This window comes from Streptomyces litmocidini, from assembly GCF_014649755.1.
GTDB classification, from domain to species: domain Bacteria; phylum Actinomycetota; class Actinomycetes; order Streptomycetales; family Streptomycetaceae; genus Streptomyces; species Streptomyces litmocidini.
The window spans coordinates 533125-551665 of sequence record NZ_BMTQ01000002.1; the positions used below are offsets into that span (position 1 = coordinate 533125).

The following is an 18541-nucleotide window of genomic DNA, read 5'->3' on the forward strand; positions in this document are numbered from 1 at the left end:
CCGGTCCACCGGGGCCCGACCGCGCCCCGGCCCGACTGCGCCCCGGCCCGACCGCGCCCCGGTCGGCCCCGCCCCGGCCCGGTCCACCGGGGCCCCGGCCCGTGGGACGGGACCCGGAACCTTTCGGCTTTCCCCTGTGTCTTACGCTCCGCTTACATCCGGCCGTAGCTCTCGGGGGGTCCACCCGTGTTCGTCATCGCCATCCTGCTGGTCATAGCCGCAGTGGTGCTCTTTCTCGTCGGTCGCGCCAACGACTCCAAGGGGCTGAAGTTCGGCGCCCTCGGCGCGGTCCTGGCCGGCCTCTTCTCGCTGATCGCGAGCATGACGTACGTGATCAGCGCGTACGAGGTCGGCGTGCCGGTCGCCTTCGGCAAGGTGGGCTCTCCGATGACCTCGGGCATGCACCTGAAGTCGCCGTTCACGGACGTCACGACCTTCTCCACCCGCCCGGTCGACCTCAACCTCTCCGACAAGGACGTGGTCGAGGTCCGCTCCTCGCAGGGCGGTGTCATGTACGTCGAGGTGACGGTGAAGTGGTCCGTCGACCAGGCCAAGTCCGTCGAGCTCTACAAGCTCGCGGGCAGCGAGGACGCCATCCAGCAGCGGCTGGTCTACCCGGACAGCCGGGAGATCATCCGTAACGTCTTCGCCCACTACACCAGCGAGCAGGGGTACGCCACCGACCGCGAGAAGATCAACGCCGAGATCGGCACCCTGATCAAGGAGCGTCTGGCCCCGCGCGGCATCGACGTGACCACGGTCAACCTGCGCAACGTGAAGCCCTCGGACGCCCTCCAGGGTCAGATCGACCGCAAGATCCAGCAGCAGCAGGCCACCGAGCGGGCCACCGAGGCCGCCCGTACGGCCAAGGCCGAGGCCGACCGGCGCCGCATCGAGGCGGAGGGCATCGCCCGCGCCAACAAGATCCTCAACGACTCGCTGACGGACAAGGTCCTGATGAACCAGTGCATCGACGCGTACCGGGAGGTCGCGGCGAAGAACCCGGTCTACGCGGTGCCCTGCGGCGACGGCGGCTCCGCCCCGGTGATCGTGGACGGCTCGAAGCGCTGACCGTCCCGCAGGACGCGGAAGGCCGCCCCGGTCCGACGACCGGGGCGGCCTTCCGCGTGCTCGGGGTACTAGCGCGAGCGCTTCGCGAGGCGCTCCACGTCCAGCAGGATCACGGCGCGGGCCTCCAGGCGCAGCCAGCCGCGCTGGGCGAAGTCGGCGAGCGCCTTGTTGACCGTCTCGCGGGAGGCGCCGACCAGCTGGGCCAGCTCCTCCTGGGTGAGGTCGTGGACGACGTGGATGCCCTCCTCCGACTGCACGCCGAAGCGGCGCGACAGGTCGAGGAGCGCGCGGGCGACACGGCCCGGTACGTCGGAGAAGACCAGGTCGGACATCTGGTCGTTGGTCTTGCGCAGTCGGCGGGCGACGGCGCGCAGCAGCGCGGTGGCCACCTCGGGCCGGGCGTTCAGCCAGGGCTGGAGGTCGCCGTGGCCCAGGCCGAGCAGCTTGACCTCGGTCAGCGCGGTCGCCGTGGCGGTGCGCGGGCCCGGGTCGAAGAGGGACAGCTCGCCGATGAGCTCGCCGGGGCCGAGGACGGCCAGCATGTTCTCGCGGCCGTCGGGGGAGGTGCGGTGCAGCTTCACCTTGCCCTCGGTCACCACGTACAGGCGGTCACCGGGGTCGCCCTCGTGGAAGAGCGCGTCGCCACGGGCGAGCGTCGCCTCACTCATCGAGGCGCGCAGCTCGGCAGCCTGCTCGTCATCGAGCGCCGCGAAGAGCGGGGCGCGCCGCAGAACGTCGTCCACGAGTTCTCTCCTACTGTCGACCTGCTCAAAGGACCTGGGTCCCATGATGCCGGACGCACAAAACAGTGCGATCAATCACAACAAGTTTGACGTACCGAGCCGCCCATCCGTACGTCAGGGGCCCGATTGGGCTCCGATCGGCCGTGCCCGGGGCGGATGTCGGCGGCGGCGCCTAGGCTGGTCGGGTGTCCAACTCGCCGGTGAGAGCGCAGGCCAAGGGGGCTGAAAGAGTGTCGGCCGAAGGTAATTCCGCCGTGGGCGAACACGGCGTGTCGAAACGGGTCAAAGGTGCGAACCGGAAGCCCGTCGGGCCCGAATCGCGGCTCGCCATGGTCCGTCGCGCCCGGAAGATCAACCGCGAGCTGGCGGAGGTCTACCCGTACGCCCACCCGGAGCTCGACTTCCGCAACCCCTTCGAACTGCTCGTCGCCACGGTCCTCTCGGCCCAGACCAACGACCTGCGGGTCAACCAGACCACCCCCGCCCTCTTCGCGAAGTACCCCACGCCCGAGGACCTCGCGGCGGCCGTGCCCGAGGAGGTCGAGGAGCTGATCCGGCCGACCGGCTTCTTCCGCGCCAAGACCAAGTCGATCATGGGCCTCGCCGCCGCCCTCAGGGACGACTTCGGAGGAGAGGTCCCCGGCCGCCTGGAGGACCTCGTCAAGCTCCCCGGCGTCGGCCGCAAGACCGCCTTCGTCGTCCTCGGCAACGCCTTCGGGGTCCCCGGCATCACCGTCGACACCCACTTCATCCGCCTCGCCCGCCGCTGGCGGTGGACCGAGTCCGACGACCCGGTGAAGATCGAGGCCGAGGTCGCCACGGTCTTCCCCAGGAGCGAGTGGACGATGCTCTCGCACCGGGTGATCTTCCACGGCCGCCGCATCTGCCACGCCCGCAGGCCCGCCTGCGGCGCCTGCCCGATCACCCACCTCTGCCCCTCGTACGGAGAGGGCGAGACCGACCCCGAGAAGGCGCGGAAGCTGCTCAAGTACGAGATGGGCGGCTTCCCCGGCCAGCGGCTGAACCCGCCGCCCGACTACCCGGGAACCCCGGCGCCCCCGCTCGGCGGCGGCGCCTGAACCCGCCCCCGGGAGCCCCGGGCGCGTTCCCCCGCCCCGGGCGTCCGGGGCGGGGGAACACCGGGAACGAACCCGTCCACCGACCGCGTTGTGAACCACGGGGGTACCTGTGACGCGCACTGACGAAGAGATCCACGGACCCGGGAAGGCCGGGCTGCTCAGCCGGGACGGCCTGCCCGACTGGCTCGAGCCGGTCGACCGGGCCGCCCGCACGGTCCGGCCCGAGCAGCTGAGCCGCTTCCTGCCGCCCGAAAACGGCACCGGCCGGCAGTCCGCCGTCCTCATCCTCTTCGGCGAGGGCGAGCGCGGACCCGAACTGCTGCTCATGGAGCGCTCCGGCAGCCTCCGCTCGCACGCCGGCCAGCTCTCCTTCCCCGGCGGCGCCCTCGACCCCGAGGACGGCGACCCGGCGGACGGCGGCCTGCTGCGCGCCGCCCTGCGCGAGGCCCAGGAGGAGACCGGCCTCGACCCGGCGGGCGTCCAGCTCTTCGGCGTCCTGCCCCGGCTCTACATCCCGGTCAGCAGCTTCGTCGTCACCCCCGTCCTGGGCTGGTGGCGCACCCCCAGCCCGGTCGGCGTCGTCGACCCCGGAGAGACCGCCCGCGTCTTCACCGTCCCCGTGGCGGATCTCACGGACCCCGCGAACCGTGCGACCACCGTGCACCCGAGCGGCCACAAGGGCCCCGGGTTCCTCGTCGCATCCGCTCTGGTCTGGGGTTTCACGGCCGGCGTCATCGACCGGCTGCTGCACTACGCCGGCTGGGAGCGCCCCTGGGACCGGTCCAGGCAGGTCCCGCTCGACTGGCGCTCATGACAGGCTGACCTCCGGGCGGACCGGCCGTGGGCCGACCGACCCCGGGTGACCGGAAACGAATCTGCGAGGCTATTGACGGTGAACGTGCTGGACATCTTGTTGCTGCTCGCCGCCGTGTGGTTCGCGATCATCGGTTACCGCCAGGGATTCGTCGTCGGCATCCTCTCGGTCGTCGGCTTCCTCGGCGGCGGCCTCGTCGCCGTCCTGCTGCTCCCGATCCTCTGGGACCAGCTGACCGACCACAGCGAGGTCTCGACGACGGCCACCGTCGTCTTCGTGATGGCGGTGATCGTCTGCGCCTCCGTCGGCCAGGCCTTCACCACCCACCTCGGCAACAAGCTGCGACGCCACATCACCTGGTCGCCGGCCCGCGCCCTGGACGCCACCGGCGGCGCCCTGGTCAACGTCGTCGCGATGCTGCTCGTGGCCTGGCTGATCGGCTCCGCCCTCGCCCGCACCTCCCTGCCCACCCTGGGCAAGGAGGTACGGAACTCCAAGGTGCTGCTCGGCGTGGAGCAGGTGATGCCGGATCAGGCCTCGGGCTGGTTCGGCGACTTCAGCTCCACCCTGGCCCGCAGCGGCTTCCCCCAGGTCTTCAGCCCCTTCGCGAACGAGCCGATCACCCCGGTCACCCCGCCCGACCCGGCGCTCGCCCACAGCCCCGTCGCCGCCCGCGCGCAGCGCTCCATCGTGAAGGTCGTCGGCACCGCGCAGAGCTGCGGCAAGGTCCTCGAAGGCACCGGCTTCGTCTTCGCCGACCGCCGCGTCATGACCAACGCCCACGTCGTCGGCGGCGTCGACGAGCCGACCGTCCAGATAGGCGGCGAGGGCAAGCTCTACGACGCCAAGGTCGTGCTCTACGACTGGCAGCGCGACATCGCCGTCCTGGACGTGCCGGGCCTCCGGGCCGCCCCGCTGGCCTTCACCGACGAGGACGCCCGCAGCGGCGACGACGCGATCGTCGCCGGCTTCCCGGAGAACGGCTCGTACGACGTGCGGTCGGCCCGGGTGCGGGGCCGCATCAGCGCCAAGGGACCCGACATCTACCACCGTGACGAGGTGCGCAGGGACGTGTACTCGCTGTACGCGACGGTCCGCCAGGGCAACTCCGGCGGCCCGCTCCTCACCGAGGACGGCGAGGTGTACGGCGTGATCTTCGCCCGCTCCCTCGACGACGCGAACACCGGATACGCCCTGACGGTCGACGAGATCCGCGAGGACATCGAGCAGGGCCGGACCGCCGACCAGCAGGTCGACACCCAGGCCTGCGCCCTCTGAGGCGAGTGGGGTGAGCCCGAAGGGGCTCACCGGGACGCCCCTTACGGGTTCTCGTTCACCGGGTGTCTGCCCACGACTGCCTGCTCACGGGCGCCTGTTCACGGGGTGCCCGTGCCAGGGGGTGCCTGTTCACGGGGTGCCCGTGCCAGGGGGTGCCTGTTCACGGGGTGTTCCTGGGGTGCCGCAGCCGGGCCGAGACCCATCGGGCCCGGCGGCGCAGGAGGCGCGAGATCCCCACCTCTGGTACCGCGTAGCCCGCGTCCGCCGGACCACCCCTCTCCCGGGAGCCCGGCCCCGTGGCCGAGCGGCGGTCGCGTGCTGTCGTGTCACCGTAGTCGTGCGTCCAGCCCATACTTCGACGTCTGCCCGGGGGCCAAGGTCGGTAACCGCCCCGGGGCCCGCCAATTGGAGTATGCGCGGGGCACATGGCCGTTCGACGGACGCCTGTGCGCCGGCGCCGTCCCCGAACGACGCCTGCCCGCCGGTGCCGCCCCTGACGGGGGCTCAGCGGTCGGGCTCGGGGTCCCTCAGCCAGTTGACGAGCTCCGTGGTGAAGGCCACCGGGTCCTCCTCGTGCGGGAAGTGCCCGAGGCCGTCGAAGAGCCGCCAGCGGTACGGCGCCTCCACGTACTCCCCGGACCCCGCCGCGCTGCGGGTCCGCATCACCGGGTCCAGGGAGCCGTGCAGATGGAGCGTCGGCACCCGGACCGGCCGCTTCATGCGCCGGTTGAACTGGATGCCGTCCGGGCGGGCCAGCGACCGCACCATCCACCGGTACGGCTCGATCGAGCAGTGCGCCGTCGACGGGACGCACATCGCCCGCCGGTACGCCTCGACGGCCTCCTCGTCGACCGGCTTCGGGCCCGACCAGTCCCGGATCAGCTCGCCCACGAGCGCGCCGTCGTCCGCGACGAGCTGACGCTCCGGCAGCCACGGCCGCTGGAAGCCCCAGACGTGCGAACCGGCCCGCGACTGGGCGAAGTCGGAGAGCATCGCCGAACGCCAGCGGCGCGGGTGCGGCATCGAGGAGACCACGAGCCGGCGCACCAGCTTCGGCCGCATGACGGCGGCCGTCCAGGCGAGGTAGCCGCCCAGGTCGTGCCCGACGAGCGCCGCGTCCGGCTCGCCCAGGGAGCGGACGACGCCGGTGATGTCGAGGGCCAGGTTGGCGGGGTCGTAACCGCGTGGTGTGCGGTCGCTGCCGCCCACCCCGCGCAGGTCCATCGCGACCGCCCGGAACCCGGCCTCGGCGAGGGCGGGCAGCTGGTGGCGCCAGGTCCACCAGAACTGCGGGAAGCCGTGCAGGAGCAGCACCAGCGGGCCGTCGCCCATCTCGGCGATGTGGAAGCGGGCGCCGTTGGCGGCGACGTCGCGGTGCGTCCACGGCCCGTCGAGCCGTACGGGCCCGCCGTTGCCGCCGGTGCTCTCGGGAAGGGTCATACGGACGAGCGTGCCACAACGGAGGCCTTGTCCAGCGCCGGGCGCGACTCCGGACGGGGGTGCGGCTTCGCGTTCTGCATGATCGCCGCCGTCTTCTTGGCGGAGGCGATGGACTTCTCCGGCGGCTTGACCTTCTTGAACTTGGCGACGGCGATCGCCCCGAGGAGACCCGCGATCAGCACGTTGAGGGTGAAGGACAGCAGGAAGCACCAGACGAGGTTCCAGCCCCCGTGGCCGTTGTGCCCGCCGGTCCAGGTGTTGATGGCGTACGCGAGCGCGAAGCTCAGCATCGGCAGCGAGAAGAGCAGTACCACGGCGGCCGCGATGCCCGCCGCGCTGCCGATCGCGCCGCGCTTGACGTCCTGTCGGATCTCGGCCTTGGCCAGGGCGATCTCGTCGTGCACCAACGCGGACATCTCGGCGGTCGCCGAGGCGACCAGCTGACCGAGGCTGCGCTCGGTGCCGTCGTACGGGTCGCTCATCGCTGCTCCCTCTCCTTGTGTCTACGGTCCGACTCAGATCATGCCGGACGGTCGGCGCCGTCGCGCGATGCCCCCGCCAGTTGGGCGCGCTCCCGGTGTTCCGCCGCCTTCCGCTCGTAGATCTCGGCCATCCTCAGGTGGTACTCGGGGTCGTCCTGTTCGTAGATGTCGGGGATGCCGTCCTCGTCGTCGTCGCGGTCCTCGTCGGCGCAGAGCGTCCGGTACTTCCGGTCCCGCAGCTTCAGCAGGACGGAGGCGAGAACGGCCGCGACGAGCGAACCGATCAGGACGGCGGCCTTCACCTCGTCGGTGAGGGCGTCGTCCCCGGCGAAGGCGAGTTCGCCGATGAGGAGCGAGACGGTGAAGCCGATCCCGGCGAGGGTGGCGACGGCGAACACGTCGGGCCAGGCCAGGTCCGGGTTGAGCTCCGCCCGGGTGAAGCGGGCGGCGAGCCAGGTGCCGCCGAAGACGCCGACCGCCTTGCCGACGACGAGGCCGAGGACCACGCCGAGGGTGACCGGCTGGGTGAAGACGTGGTGGATCGCGCCGCCGGAGATGCTCACGCCGGCGGAGAAGAGAGCGAACAGGGGTACGGCGAGCCCGGCCGAGAGCGGCCGGACCAGGTGCTCGACGCGCTCGCCGGGGGAGTGCTTCTCGCCCTCCCGGGTGGTGCAGCGGAGCATCAGGCCCATGGCGACGCCGGCGATCGTGGCGTGAACGCCGCTGTTGTACATCAGGGCCCAGATGACCAGGGCCAGCGGCACGTACACGTACCAGCCCCGGACGCCCTTGCGGAGCAGCAGCCAGAAGACGACGAGTCCGGCGGCGGCGCCGCCGAGCGCGGCGAAGTTCAGGTCGCTGGTGAAGAAGACCGCGATGATCAGGATCGCGAACAGGTCGTCGACGACGGCGAGGGTGAGCAGGAAGGCGCGCAGCGCGGACGGCAGCGAGGTGCCGATGACGGCGAGGACGGCGAGCGCGAAGGCGATGTCGGTGGCGGTGGGCACGGCCCAGCCGTCCAGTGGGCCGTCGCCGAGGGTGTTGACCAGGGTGTAGACGAGGGCGGGGGCGGCCATGCCGCAGAGCGCGGCGACGACGGGGAGCATCGCGGCCTTGGGGTCGCGCAGCTCGCCCGCGACGAGTTCGCGCTTGAGCTCGATGCCCGCGACGAAGAAGAAGACCGCGAGGAGGCCGTCGGCGGCCCAGTGCTGGATCGACAGGTCGAGTCCGAGGGCGGCGGGGCCCATGTGGAAGTCCTGCACGGCCTCGTAACCGCTGCCGAGCGTGTTCGCCCAGATGAGGGCGGCGACGGCGGCGAGGAGCAGCAGGACGCCGCCGACGGTCTCGGTGCGCAGTGCGTCGGCGAGGTACTGCCGCTCGGGCAGCGAGAGGCGGCCGAGGAACTTGCGGTCATTGGACACGGACACGTGGGAGACCTCCGTCGGGCAGGCAGGGCGAAGCACATGCCGACCAGACTTCCCGGCTCACCTGAGTCTTTCTGTCGCGTTCCTGACGCGTTCCTTACCTTACCTAACGAGCCCGGGGTGTGTCCGGCGAGAATAACTTTAGGGAAGTATGACCTTTTCGTCCCGTCGGCGGGGTGGGGACGGGGGGAGGGGCCCTGAGCACGCGGACGCCCGCCCCGAACGGCTCGGGGCGGGCGTCCTGCGGGGCCGTTGGGACTCAGTCCTCGCTGGGCGCGGCCGGCAGCTGGTTCTGGATGAGCGACATCACGGAGGAGTCGGTCAGGGTGGTGACGTCACCCAGCTCGCGGTTCTCCGCGACGTCCCGCAGCAGACGGCGCATGATCTTGCCCGAGCGGGTCTTCGGCAGCTCCGCCACCGGCAGGATCCGCTTCGGCTTGGCGATCGGGCCGAGGGTCGCGCCCACGTGGTCGCGCAGCTCGGCGACCAGACCCTCGTCCTCGCTCGCCGTACCGCGCAGGATGACGAAGGCGACGATCGCCTGACCGGTCGTCTCGTCGGCGGCTCCGACGACGGCCGCCTCGGCGACGGACGGGTGCGAGACGAGGGCCGACTCGACCTCGGTCGTCGAGATGTTGTGGCCCGAGACGAGCATGACGTCGTCGACCCGGCCGAGCAGCCAGATGTCGCCGTCCTCGTCCTTCTTGGCGCCGTCGCCGGCGAAGTACTTGCCCTCGAAGCGGGACCAGTACGTGTCGATGTAGCGCTGGTCGTCGCCCCAGATGGTGCGGAGCATCGACGGCCACGGCTCGGTGAGGACCAGGTAACCGCCGCCGCCGTTCGGGACCTCGTTCGCCTCGTCGTCCACGACGGTGGCGGAGATGCCCGGCAGCGGGCGCTGGGCGGAGCCCGGCTTGGTCTCCGTGACGCCCGGCAGCGGCGAGATCATCATCGCGCCGGTCTCGGTCTGCCACCAGGTGTCCACGATGGGGGTCCTGTTCGCGCCGATGTGCTCGCGGTACCAGACCCAGGCCTCGGGGTTGATCGGCTCGCCGACGGAGCCGAGCACGCGGAGGCTGGAGAGGTCGAACTTCGCGGGGATGTCGTCTCCCCACTTCATGAACGTGCGGATCGCGGTGGGCGCCGTGTAGAGGATCGTGACGCCGTACTTCTGCACGATCTCCCAGAACCGCCCCTGGTGCGGGGTGTCCGGGGTGCCCTCGTACATGACCTGCGTCGCGCCGTTGGCCAGCGGGCCGTAGACGATGTACGAGTGTCCGGTGACCCAGCCGATGTCGGCGGTGCACCAGTAGACGTCGCTCTCCGGCTTGAGGTCGAAGACGGCGTGGTGGGTGTAGGCGGCCTGGGTGAGGTAGCCGCCGGAGGTGTGCAGGATGCCCTTCGGCTTCCCCGTGGTGCCCGAGGTGTAGAGGATGAAGAGCGGGTGCTCCGCCGGGAAGGCCTCCGGGGTGTGCTCGGTGGACTGGCGGGCGACGATGTCGTCCCACCAGACGTCCCGGCCCTCGGTGACGGCGGTGTCCTGGCCCGTACGGCGGACCACGAGGACGTGCTCGACCTGCGGGCACTTGGCGACGGCCTCGTCGATGGCCGGCTTGAGGGCGCTCGGCTTGCCGCGGCGGTAGCCGCCGTCGGCGGTGACGACCAGCTTGGCGTCGGCGTCCTGGATGCGGGAGGCGACGGCGTCGGCCGAGAAGCCGCCGAAGACCACCGAGTGGGCGGCGCCGACGCGGGCGCAGGCCAGCATCGTGATGGCCGCCTCGGGGATCATCGGCAGGTAGACGGCGACCCGGTCGCCCTTGCGGACGCCCAGCTCGATCAGGGCGTTGGCGGCCTTGGAGACCTCGTCCTTGAGTTCGGCGTAGGTGATCGCGCGACTGTCGCCGGGCTCGCCCTCGAAGTGGATGGCGACCCGGTCGCCGTGGCCGGCCTCGACGTGCCGGTCGACGCAGTTGTACGCCACGTTCAGCTCGCCGTCCGCGAACCACTTGGCGAACGGCGGGTTCGACCAGTCGAGGGTCTCGGTCGGCTCGGTGGCCCAGCTGAGCCGCCTGGCCTGCTCGGCCCAGAAGCCCAGCCGGTCCGCCTTGGCCTGCTCGTACGCCTCCGCCGTCACATTGGCGTCCGCGGCCAGCTCGGTGGGCGGCGCGAACCGCCGCTCTTCCTTGAGCAGGTTGGCCAAGGATTCGTTGCTCACGACATCTCCCTTTCCCAGGGCGTCCTCTGTGCGTATGTGTCCCGCGTCATAGCTCACCAGCCAGATGCCCGGGTGACAAGAGCATCCAGGAAATTGGTTTAGACCTGTGAGCGGGCCGGTGCGCGACGGCCCCTTCCTCCCGAGCGGTGGGAGAAGGGGCCACACAGTCTCACGGCCGGGAGGGCCGGAAGGTTCAGGACGCGTGCGTCACCGGCGGCGCGGTCGCGGAGGTCGGACGCGCGCCACCGGTGTCGTGGCCGCCGGGATCAGGACGCGCGCGCCGCCTCCAGTCGGTCCGCCGGCGTGTCCCGGGTCACCTCTTCGAGGGAGACCGCGGGCACGTCCCGGGTTGCCGTCCCGGGGGAGTCCATGGGCAGCACCCGCGTGAAGACGTCGTCGTAGCCGTGCACCTCGTCCGCCCCGGTGAGCAGGTACGCCTGCGCCTCGCCCACGTGGAAGTACACGCCGTGCAGCGTGAGCGTGCCCTCGGCCAACCGGCGCGCGACCGGCTCGTACGCCCGCAGGTGCTCCAGCTGCTGGACCACGTTGGTCAGACAGAGCTGCTCGACCGCGTCGGCCGGAAGCCGACCGGCGATCCGGGCCCAGGCGTGCCGTCGGCTCGCCATCCGCTCCAGGCTGGGACGGCCGTGGCGCAGCCAGCGGCGGAGCGGGGTCGGCGGGTCGTCGGGGCTGCCGCCCAGCAGGGCCTGCATCGCGCCGCAGCCGGAGTGGCCGCAGACGGTGATCGACTCCACCCGCAGCACCTCCACCGCGTACTCGATCGCCGCCGCCACCGAGTCGTCCCCGCTCTCCTCGCCGGGGAGCGGGACGAGATTGCCGACGTTGCGCACGGTGAAGAGGTCGCCCGGACCGCTGGAGGTGATCATGCTGGTGACGAGACGGGAGTCGGAGCAGGTCAGGAAGAGCTGGGAAGGCCGCTGCCCCTCCCTGGCGAGCCGCGCGAGCTCGTCCCGCACCAGCGGGGCGGTGTTCCGCTGGAACTTGCCGATGCCGCTCGCGAGGTGCAACCCCGTCGCCCGTCCGGTCTCGTGTCTGCTCTCGGCCGGCTTCGTCCCGCACTGGTGGTTGTGCCAGGGAGTCCAGGGACGACAGCAGGAGTGCGCGGCGGAGTCGGTGACGGGCGCGGGTTCGGCGATCCGGGCACCGGACGGCCCGGTGGTCTCGACCGTCCCGCCGTGGGCGAGGTGCCCGGCGGTCCAGTCGCTCAGCGCCTCGTAGGCGGCGTGGTCCATGAAGGACCCGTCGAGCTCGACCACCACGTCGGATCCCCGCGGCAGTTGGTGCAGCGCCCGGCTGAGCCGGGGCACGGCGAGGAAGGTCAGTTGGCCCCGCACGTGCAGCAGGTGGCGGCCGTCCCGCTCCTCCCGGGTGATCCGGGTGCGGGTGAGCCGGTGCAGGGCGACCGCGATGGCCACGGCGATGCCGAGGGCGACGCCCTCCAGGATGCCGACGAGGACGACACCGGCCAGCGTCACCACGTAGACGACGACCTCGCGGTGCCGGGTGACCGTACGGATGTGGGTGATGCTCACCATCTGGATGCCGACCACCATGACGAGGGCGGCGAGCGCGGGCAGCGGGATCAGGTCGAGCACCGGCACGAGCAGCAGGGCCGCGAGCACGATCCACAGGCCGTGCAGCATGGTCGAGGCTCGACTCACCGCTCCCGCCGAGACGTTGGCGACGCTGCGGACCGCGACCCCGGCGACCGGGAGGCCGCCGAGTGCTCCGGAGACCATGTTGGCCGCGCCCTGTCCGGCGAGCTCGCGGTCGAGGCGGGAGCGGGGGACGCCCTGGCCGCGGTCCCCCCGGGCGGCGACCAGCTTGTCGACCGCGACGGCCGACAGCAGCGACTGCACGCTGGTGACGAGCGTGATCGTGAGCACGCCCGCCGCGATGCCGAGGGCGGGGCCCTCGGGCAGGCCGGGCAGGGCGTGGCTGCTCCAGGACGGCAGGTCCACGCGCGGCACGGCGAGCCCGGCGAAGGCGGCCGCGGCCGTCGCCCCGGCCACCGCGACGAGCGCGGCGGGGACCTTCCGTACGAGCCGCCCCGCACGGCCCGGCAGGCGCGGCCAGCACAGCAGCACGACCACGGTGAGAGCACTGATGGCGAGCGCCTCCGGGTGGGCCCGCGCCAACTGGGCGGGCAGCCCCAGGACGTTGTCCACGGCGGAGCTCTGCGGGGTGCCGCCGAGCACGATGTGGAGCTGGGCGAGGGCGATGGTGACGCCGATGCCGGCCAGCATGCCGTGCACGATCGCGGGCGAGACGGCGAGTGCCGAGCGGGCCACGCGCAGGGCCGACAGGACGAGTTGGGCGAGGCCGGCGAGGACGGTGATGGCGCAGGTGGTGCGCCAGCCGTACTTCTGGATGAGCTCGGCGGTCACGACGGTGAGTCCGGCGGCGGGGCCGCTCACCTGGAGCGGGGCGCCGCCGAACCGGCCGGCGACGAGGCCGCCGACGGCGGCGGCCACCAGGCCTGCCTGGAGCGGGGCTCCGGTGGCGAGTGCGATGCCGAGCGAGAGCGGCAGCGCGATCAGGAAGACGGCGACGGACGCGGAGACGTCGGCGCCTGCGAGGCGGAAGCGGCGGGGCCCGTCCGGCGGGCTGTGGGGCCGCTGGATGCGGGGCCGGTTGGTCGTGCGGGCAGGGGTGCAGAGAGTCATGTTCCCGTCTCCTCCGGGGCAGCGCGGTCGCGGCTCGTGCGGGGTGCAGCGGCGGGATTCGCGAGACCCTCCGGGTGATCTGCGTGTTCGAGTGGAGGATCAACGCTCAGTAAATGGATCGTAATGGAGAGTAAAGACTGCGGCATTATTTTCGGGGCAAACAGGGCAAAGGTTCACCTGTTCCGGTGACAGAACGTGCGCATGCCGCTTGTCGTTGACGGCCCCCGGTCCTCGTGGTGCGACGTTTACGCCGCTTGTACGGAAATCCGAGGATCTGAGGAGAGGTGCGCGGATGTCAGCCGCCCGCAGAACGACCACTGTCCGGAGGAAGGCGCTCGCCGTCGGCGCCCTCACCCTCGCCCTCGCCACCGGCCTCGCCGGCTGTTCGGGCTCCGACGACGCCGCCACGAAGAGCGCCTCGGGCGACGCGGGTGCCAAGAAGGGGCCGGCCGCGGCCCCGCAGACCGTGACCCGGCTGATCGGCGACGGCTCGACCGCCTTCACCGGCACCCAGCCCCACCAGCCGGTCTGGCAGAAGCTCAAGCCCGGCGAGGTCCCGCCGCAGTTCGTGGTCTTCTCGTGGGACGGCGCCGGCGAGGACAGCCAGAAGCTGTTCTCCCACTTCCGCGAGGTCGGCAAGAAGTACGGCGCCACCATGACGTACTTCCTCAGCGGCGTGTACCTGCTGCCGGAGGAGAAGCGGGAGCTCTACGCCCCGCCGCAGCACAGCCCCGGCCGCTCCGACATCGGCTTCAACGACGTCGCGGGCATCCGCGCCACCGTCCGCGAACTGCGCGGCGCGTGGCAGGAGGGCAACGAGATCGGCACCCACTTCAACGGCCACTTCTGCGGGAAGGAGAGCGGCGTCGACAACTGGTCGGTCGAGGACTGGAAGAGCGAGATCAACCAGGCCAAGTCCTTCGTCAAGCACTGGAAGACCAACGCCGGCCTGCGCGCCGAGCAGCCGCTGCCCTTCGACTACGACAAGGAGCTCGTCGGCGCCCGCACCCCCTGTCTGGAGGGCCGGAAGAACTTCGTCCGGGCGGCGGCGCAGATGGGCTTCCGCTACGACACCAGCGGAGTCAACGACCAGATCTGGCCCAAGAAGGACATGGGCCTGTGGGACCTGTCGATGCAGCTCGTGCCCGTCCCGGGCCGCGCCTTCCAGACGCTCTCCATGGACTACAACTTCCTCGTGAACCAGTCGGGCACGACCCAGGGCGACCCCTCCCAGCACCGCTACTGGGGCGACCAGATGCGCGACGGCCTGGTGCAGGCCTTCGAGCGCTCCTACCGGGGCAACCGCGCGCCGCTGATCATCGGCAACCACTTCGAGTCCTGGAACGGCGGCACGTACATGCGGGCCGTCGAGGAGACCATCGCCACGGTCTGCGTGCAGAAGGACGTCAAGTGCGTGTCCTTCCGCCAGCTCGCCGACTGGCTCGACGCCCAGGACCCCGACGTCGTCGCCAAGATGCGCACCCTGAAGGTCGGCGAGGCGCCGGCGGGCGGCTGGAAGGCCTTCCTCGCCCCCCAGCCGGCCGTCCCGGCAGGCGCCCCGGCCAAGGGCGCCAAGCGGACCGAACGACACTGAGCTCGGCCCTCGACGTCAGGCGGCCGAACGGCCCTGGGGCCTGCTGTCGGCAGCAGGCCCCAGGCAGCAGGCAGCAGGCGGCCGAAGTGCTCTGGGCCCTGCTGTCGGCGACAGGCGGCCGAAGGGCCTCAGCCCGGCCCTCGGGGGTCAGGCGGGCTGAACGGCACTGAGCCCTTCGGCCAGCACGAAGCCGGGGTCGACCTGCGACGCCAGGTCGGCCCCGGTCTTGGCGTTGCCCCAGCTCTCCGCGTTGCGCAGGTGGAAGTGGACCATCTGGCGCGTGTAGCGCTCCCAATCGCGGTGGGCGTACGAGTCGTCCGCCGCGTCCTGGAGGGCCTGGAGCGCCATGCGGTTCTCCGCCTCCAGGAGCTCGAAGCGGGACGGACGGCCCTTCTCCATCGCGCGCACCCAGTCCGAGTGCCCCACCGTCACCAGCAGGTCCTCGCCGACCTCCTCGCGCAGGAAGTCCAGGTCGTCCTGGCCCTGCACCTTGTTGCCGACGACCTTGAGCGCCACGCCGAAGTCCCGGGCGTACTCCTTGTACTGGCGGTAGACCGAGACGCCCTTGCGGGTCGGCTCGGCGACCAGGAAGGTCATGTCGAAGCGGGTGAAGAGACCCGACGCGAAGGAGTCCGAACCCGCCGTCATGTCGACGACCACGTACTCGTCGGCCCCGTCGACCAGATGGTTGAGGCAGAGCTCCACCGCGCCGACCTTGGAGTGGTAGCAGGAGACCCCGAGGTCCGACTCGGTGAAGGGTCCGGTCGCCATCAGTCGGATCTCGCCGTCGTCGAGCGGGACCGGACGCGCGCACGCCTCGTACACCGGGTTGTCCTCGCGGACCCGCAGCAGCCGTGAACCCTCCCCCGGGGGCGTCGTCTTGATCATCGTGTCGGCGGAGGCGATCCGCGGGTTGCTGCCCCGCAGGTACTCCTTGATGAGCGGCAGGTGCGCGCCCATCGCGGGCAGTGCGGCGGCCTCCGCCTCGGACAGGCCGAGTGCGGCGCCCAGGTGCTGGTTGATGTCGGCGTCGACGGCGACGACCGGCGCTTCGTTGGCGGCGAGGTGGCGGATGAAGAGCGAGGACAGCGTGGTCTTGCCGCTGCCGCCCTTCCCCACGAAAGCGATCTTCATGTTCACCTAGGGTAGCGGTATGATCGCGCCGCGTGGTCGGACTGCGTGAAGAAGACCACTCCATCGTGGGGCGGACCTCCAAGGCGCGTAGCCTCCCTACTTATGAGTACGCACGCCTCTGACCCCTTGGCCGCCCTCGGCTCCCTGCCGGGCGTCGCCGAAGCGGTGGACTCCGTACGCAAGGCCGTCGACCGGGTCTACGGCCACCGCGTGATGCGCCGCCGCAGCAACGAGATCTCCTCCGAGGCGGCCCTGCGCGGCGCGCGCGGCTCAGCCGCCCTGTCCGGGGCCGACTGGGCCCTGGAAGAGGTCCGCCGGCGCACCGACTTCAGCGCCGACGCCGAGGCCCGCACCGTCGGTGCCGCCCTGCGCCTCGGTGCCGAGGCCGGGCAGCTGCTCTCCATCTGGCGCCAGTCACCCCTGCGCGTGCTCGCCCGGCTGCACCTGGTCGCCGCCGGCGACGCGGGCCTGTCGGCCGGGGCCGGTGTCGGCGACTCCGTGGGCCGGCCCCGGTTGGACGGCGAGACGGTCGACGAGCCCCTGATCGGCCTCCCGCTGCCGACTCCCTCCGAGGTCGCGGGACGACTCGACGGCCTCGCCGAACTGATCGTCGCGGGCAGCGAGGCCCCGGCCCTCGTCACGGCCGCCGTGATCCACGGCGAACTGCTCGCGCTGCGCCCCTTCACCTCGTACAACGGCCTCGTCGCGCGGGCGGCCGAGCGGATCGCGCTGGTCGGCAGCGGCCTCGACCCCAAGGCCGTCTGCCCGGCAGAAGTCGGCCACGCGGAGCAGGGTCGGGCCGCGTACCTCGCCGCCTTCGAGGGGTACCTGTCGGGCACTCCTGAGGGCATGGGCGCCTGGATCGCGCACTGCGGACGCTCGGTCGAGCTGGGAGCCCGGGAGTCGACGGCCGTCTGCGAGGCCCTCCAGCGCGGAGCCGCCTGAACCGGCCCTGGGGCCTGAACCGGCTCTGAGGGGCCGTTCGGATCTTCGTGGGGCGTGCGAGATCTTCGTGGGGTGTGCGGGCCCGGGGCGTACGGCTCCTGTGCCTCACGGGCCAAGCGAGGCTTCGCGGGCGGTCCGGGCCGCGCGGGCGGCCTGGGGTCTCGCGGGCTCGGCCTGGGCCTCCTGGTCGGCTCGGCCCTCAGGGGGACGGCCAGGCCCTCGTGGGGCGAACAGGCCCGGAACGGGTTGCGGCGGCACCAGTTCTGGTACCGCCGCTGGCACGTCCACCCAGTTACCAAGCGTCCTCGATATGTGCCCATCAGGCCGGGTGCTTTGCCCGTGGCCTGGTGCGGCTGGCCCGTAATCGACGGGTCGACGTCGCGTGGGTGCCCGGTTTCAGTGCTAGGTCCGTGGGGCCTTCATGCTCAACAGGTGATCCTCTCGGATGTCCTCGGTCTCGCGGGCCTGATTCCTTTCTACTCCTGTCCGGGGGGAAGCGAAAGTGGTGGCTCCACTTCTCTGGCGATTGCTCAAATTCGGGCAAATTCCCCGGCGGGGCGAGGGGTGAGGGCCGCCTGTCGGCGTCGCGCCGCGTACCAGACGAGTCCGGCCCCGATGACCGCCGCTCCGACCGCCGCCGCGGCGACGAGCGTGGGGCGGGGCGGCATCCGGAATGCGGGCAGCCGCTGCTTGAGACGCACCGGCTTCTCGAAGGCCAGGACCGGCCACTCCCGTGCCACGGCCTCACGGCGCAGCGTCCGGTCGGGATTGACCGCGTACGGGTGGCCGACGGCCTCCAGCATGGGGATGTCGGTCGCCGAATCGCTGTACGCGTAGCAGCGCGAGAGGTCGTAGCCCTCCGACTTCGCGAGCTCCCGCACCGCCTCCGCCTTCGTCGGCCCGTAGGCGTAGTACTCCACCTCCCCGGTGAAGCACCCGTCCTCGCCGACCACCATCCTGGTGGCGACGACCCGGTCGGCGCCGAGCATCTCACCGATCGGCTCGACCACCTCGGCTCCTGAGGTGGAGACGATCACGACGTCGCGGCCGGCGGCGTGGTGGCCCTCGATGAGGGAGGCCGCCTCGTCGTAGATGATCGGGTCGATCAGATCGTGAAGGGTCTCGGCGACGAGCTCCTTCACCTGGGCGACGTTCCAGCCTTTGCAGAGCGCGGAAAGATATTCACGCATCCGCTCCATCTGGTCGTGATCGGCTCCGCCCGCCAGGAAGACGAACTGGATGTAGGCCGTCCGCAGGGCGGCGCGGCGGCTGATCAGTCCGCCCCTGTAGAAGGACTTGCTGAAGGTCAGCGTCGAAGACTTCGCAATGACCGTCTTGTCCAGGTCAAAGAAGGCGGCTGTGCGCGGCAAGGAGTGGTTTTCCACAAGCCTGAGCATAGGTGCCCGCCATTCGGCGTACGCTGGGGCGCGTGGGTTTGCCTGAGAAGGCTCTCGGGTACACCATGGAAGTCACGGATCGTTCGCGACCGTGCTAACCCGGCCCGGCTCCTCCCCCCCCGAGTCGGCCGGAAAGACGACCCCCGCTCTCCCCCCCGGCGGGGGTCGTCGCATGTCCGGAGCCATTTCAGCCCTGTGGGCCATCGCTTGCTCCCTTCCTGTCCGTTCATCGGTCACG

15 protein-coding genes are annotated in these 18541 nt (G+C 71.4%); 6 read left to right on the forward strand and 9 right to left on the reverse strand.

Features of this window, described 5'->3' with window-relative positions; genetic code table 11:
• Window positions 1–186: 186 nt before the first annotated feature.
• Window positions 187–1071, forward strand: coding sequence for a prohibitin family protein (locus IE180_RS05815; RefSeq protein WP_190155642.1), 885 nt, complete (start codon window positions 187–189; stop codon window positions 1069–1071).
• 68 nt (window positions 1072–1139) lie between these two features.
• Here the strand turns inward: IE180_RS05815 and IE180_RS05820 are convergent, their stop codons facing one another.
• Window positions 1140–1814 carry a Crp/Fnr family transcriptional regulator gene (locus IE180_RS05820; RefSeq protein ID WP_015034542.1) on the reverse strand — a complete coding sequence of 225 codons (675 nt, stop codon included), beginning with the start codon at window positions 1812–1814 and terminating at the stop codon, window positions 1140–1142.
• 254 nt (window positions 1815–2068) lie between these two features.
• Between IE180_RS05820 and nth the strand changes: the two genes are divergently transcribed.
• The 3 genes from nth to IE180_RS05835 all read left to right on the forward strand — a co-directional run bounded on the left by nth (window position 2069) and on the right by IE180_RS05835 (window position 4985).
• A complete protein-coding gene (nth, locus tag IE180_RS05825) occupies window positions 2069–2893 on the forward strand; it encodes an endonuclease III (RefSeq protein ID WP_229860313.1) in 825 nt (274 codons plus the stop codon).
• Window positions 2894–3002: 109 nt separating this feature from the next.
• On the forward strand, window positions 3003–3707 hold the full coding sequence (locus IE180_RS05830) for an NUDIX hydrolase (protein ID WP_190155644.1): 705 nt from the start codon (window positions 3003–3005) through the stop codon (window positions 3705–3707).
• A gap of 78 nt (window positions 3708–3785) precedes the next feature.
• The gene (locus IE180_RS05835) at window positions 3786–4985 is read left to right on the forward strand and encodes a MarP family serine protease (RefSeq protein WP_190155645.1); all 1200 of its coding nucleotides are present in this window, start codon (window positions 3786–3788) and stop codon (window positions 4983–4985) included.
• 160 nt (window positions 4986–5145) lie between these two features.
• Here the strand turns inward: IE180_RS05835 and IE180_RS36155 are convergent, their stop codons facing one another.
• The 6 genes from IE180_RS36155 to IE180_RS05860 all read right to left on the reverse strand — a co-directional run bounded on the left by IE180_RS36155 (window position 5146) and on the right by IE180_RS05860 (window position 13233).
• Window positions 5146–5337: a hypothetical protein gene (locus IE180_RS36155; protein WP_229860314.1), complete on the reverse strand. Its 192-nt coding sequence runs from the start codon at window positions 5335–5337 to the stop codon at window positions 5146–5148.
• Window positions 5338–5489: 152 nt separating this feature from the next.
• Window positions 5490–6425, reverse strand: coding sequence for an alpha/beta fold hydrolase (locus IE180_RS05840; protein ID WP_190155646.1), 936 nt, complete (start codon window positions 6423–6425; stop codon window positions 5490–5492).
• A complete protein-coding gene (locus IE180_RS05845) occupies window positions 6422–6907 on the reverse strand; it encodes a phage holin family protein (RefSeq protein WP_190155647.1) in 486 nt (161 codons plus the stop codon). The genes IE180_RS05840 and IE180_RS05845 overlap by 4 nt, the downstream gene beginning before the upstream one ends.
• 38 nt (window positions 6908–6945) lie before the next feature.
• On the reverse strand, window positions 6946–8334 hold the full coding sequence (gene nhaA / locus IE180_RS05850) for a Na+/H+ antiporter NhaA (RefSeq protein WP_229860315.1): 1389 nt from the start codon (window positions 8332–8334) through the stop codon (window positions 6946–6948).
• A gap of 256 nt (window positions 8335–8590) precedes the next feature.
• On the reverse strand, window positions 8591–10546 hold the full coding sequence (acs, locus tag IE180_RS05855; RefSeq protein ID WP_190155649.1) for an acetate--CoA ligase: 1956 nt from the start codon (window positions 10544–10546) through the stop codon (window positions 8591–8593).
• A 266-nt stretch (window positions 10547–10812) separates the two neighbouring features.
• Window positions 10813–13233, reverse strand: a complete 2421-nt coding sequence (locus IE180_RS05860) for a SulP family inorganic anion transporter (RefSeq protein WP_229860316.1) — start codon at window positions 13231–13233, stop codon at window positions 10813–10815.
• 292 nt (window positions 13234–13525) lie between these two features.
• Here IE180_RS05860 and IE180_RS05865 point away from each other — a divergent pair, with 292 nt between their 5' ends.
• The gene (locus IE180_RS05865) at window positions 13526–14827 is read left to right on the forward strand and encodes a polysaccharide deacetylase family protein (protein ID WP_190155650.1); all 1302 of its coding nucleotides are present in this window, start codon (window positions 13526–13528) and stop codon (window positions 14825–14827) included.
• Between the two features lie 147 nt (window positions 14828–14974).
• Here IE180_RS05865 and IE180_RS05870 read toward each other — a convergent pair whose 3' ends face one another.
• The gene (locus IE180_RS05870; RefSeq protein ID WP_190155651.1) at window positions 14975–15961 is read right to left on the reverse strand and encodes an ATP-binding protein; all 987 of its coding nucleotides are present in this window, start codon (window positions 15959–15961) and stop codon (window positions 14975–14977) included.
• A 102-nt stretch (window positions 15962–16063) separates the two neighbouring features.
• On the opposite strand from IE180_RS05870, the gene IE180_RS05875 reads away from it, so the two are divergent.
• The gene (locus IE180_RS05875) at window positions 16064–16906 is read left to right on the forward strand and encodes a Fic family protein (protein WP_190155652.1); all 843 of its coding nucleotides are present in this window, start codon (window positions 16064–16066) and stop codon (window positions 16904–16906) included.
• A 530-nt stretch (window positions 16907–17436) separates the two neighbouring features.
• Here the strand turns inward: IE180_RS05875 and IE180_RS05880 are convergent.
• Entirely contained in the window at window positions 17437–18303 is an 867-nt protein-coding gene (locus tag IE180_RS05880; protein WP_190155653.1) for an HAD family hydrolase, read from the reverse strand.
• Between the last annotated feature and the right edge of the window lie 238 nt (window positions 18304–18541).

Coding starts and splice junctions, on each gene's coding strand:
- IE180_RS05845 (WP_190155647.1), bottom strand. CDS start 6,907: ATGAGCGACCCGTACGACGGCACCGAGCGCAGCCTCGGTCAGCTGGTC.
- IE180_RS36155 (WP_229860314.1), bottom strand. CDS start 5,337: ATGGGCTGGACGCACGACTACGGTGACACGACAGCACGCGACCGCCGC.
- IE180_RS05880 (WP_190155653.1), bottom strand. CDS start 18,303: ATGCTCAGGCTTGTGGAAAACCACTCCTTGCCGCGCACAGCCGCCTTC.
- IE180_RS05865 (WP_190155650.1), top strand. CDS start 13,526: ATGTCAGCCGCCCGCAGAACGACCACTGTCCGGAGGAAGGCGCTCGCC.
- IE180_RS05870 (WP_190155651.1), bottom strand. CDS start 15,961: ATGAAGATCGCTTTCGTGGGGAAGGGCGGCAGCGGCAAGACCACGCTG.
- IE180_RS05840 (WP_190155646.1), bottom strand. CDS start 6,425: ATGACCCTTCCCGAGAGCACCGGCGGCAACGGCGGGCCCGTACGGCTC.
- IE180_RS05875 (WP_190155652.1), top strand. CDS start 16,064: ATGAGTACGCACGCCTCTGACCCCTTGGCCGCCCTCGGCTCCCTGCCG.
- IE180_RS05860 (WP_229860316.1), bottom strand. CDS start 13,233: ATGACTCTCTGCACCCCTGCCCGCACGACCAACCGGCCCCGCATCCAG.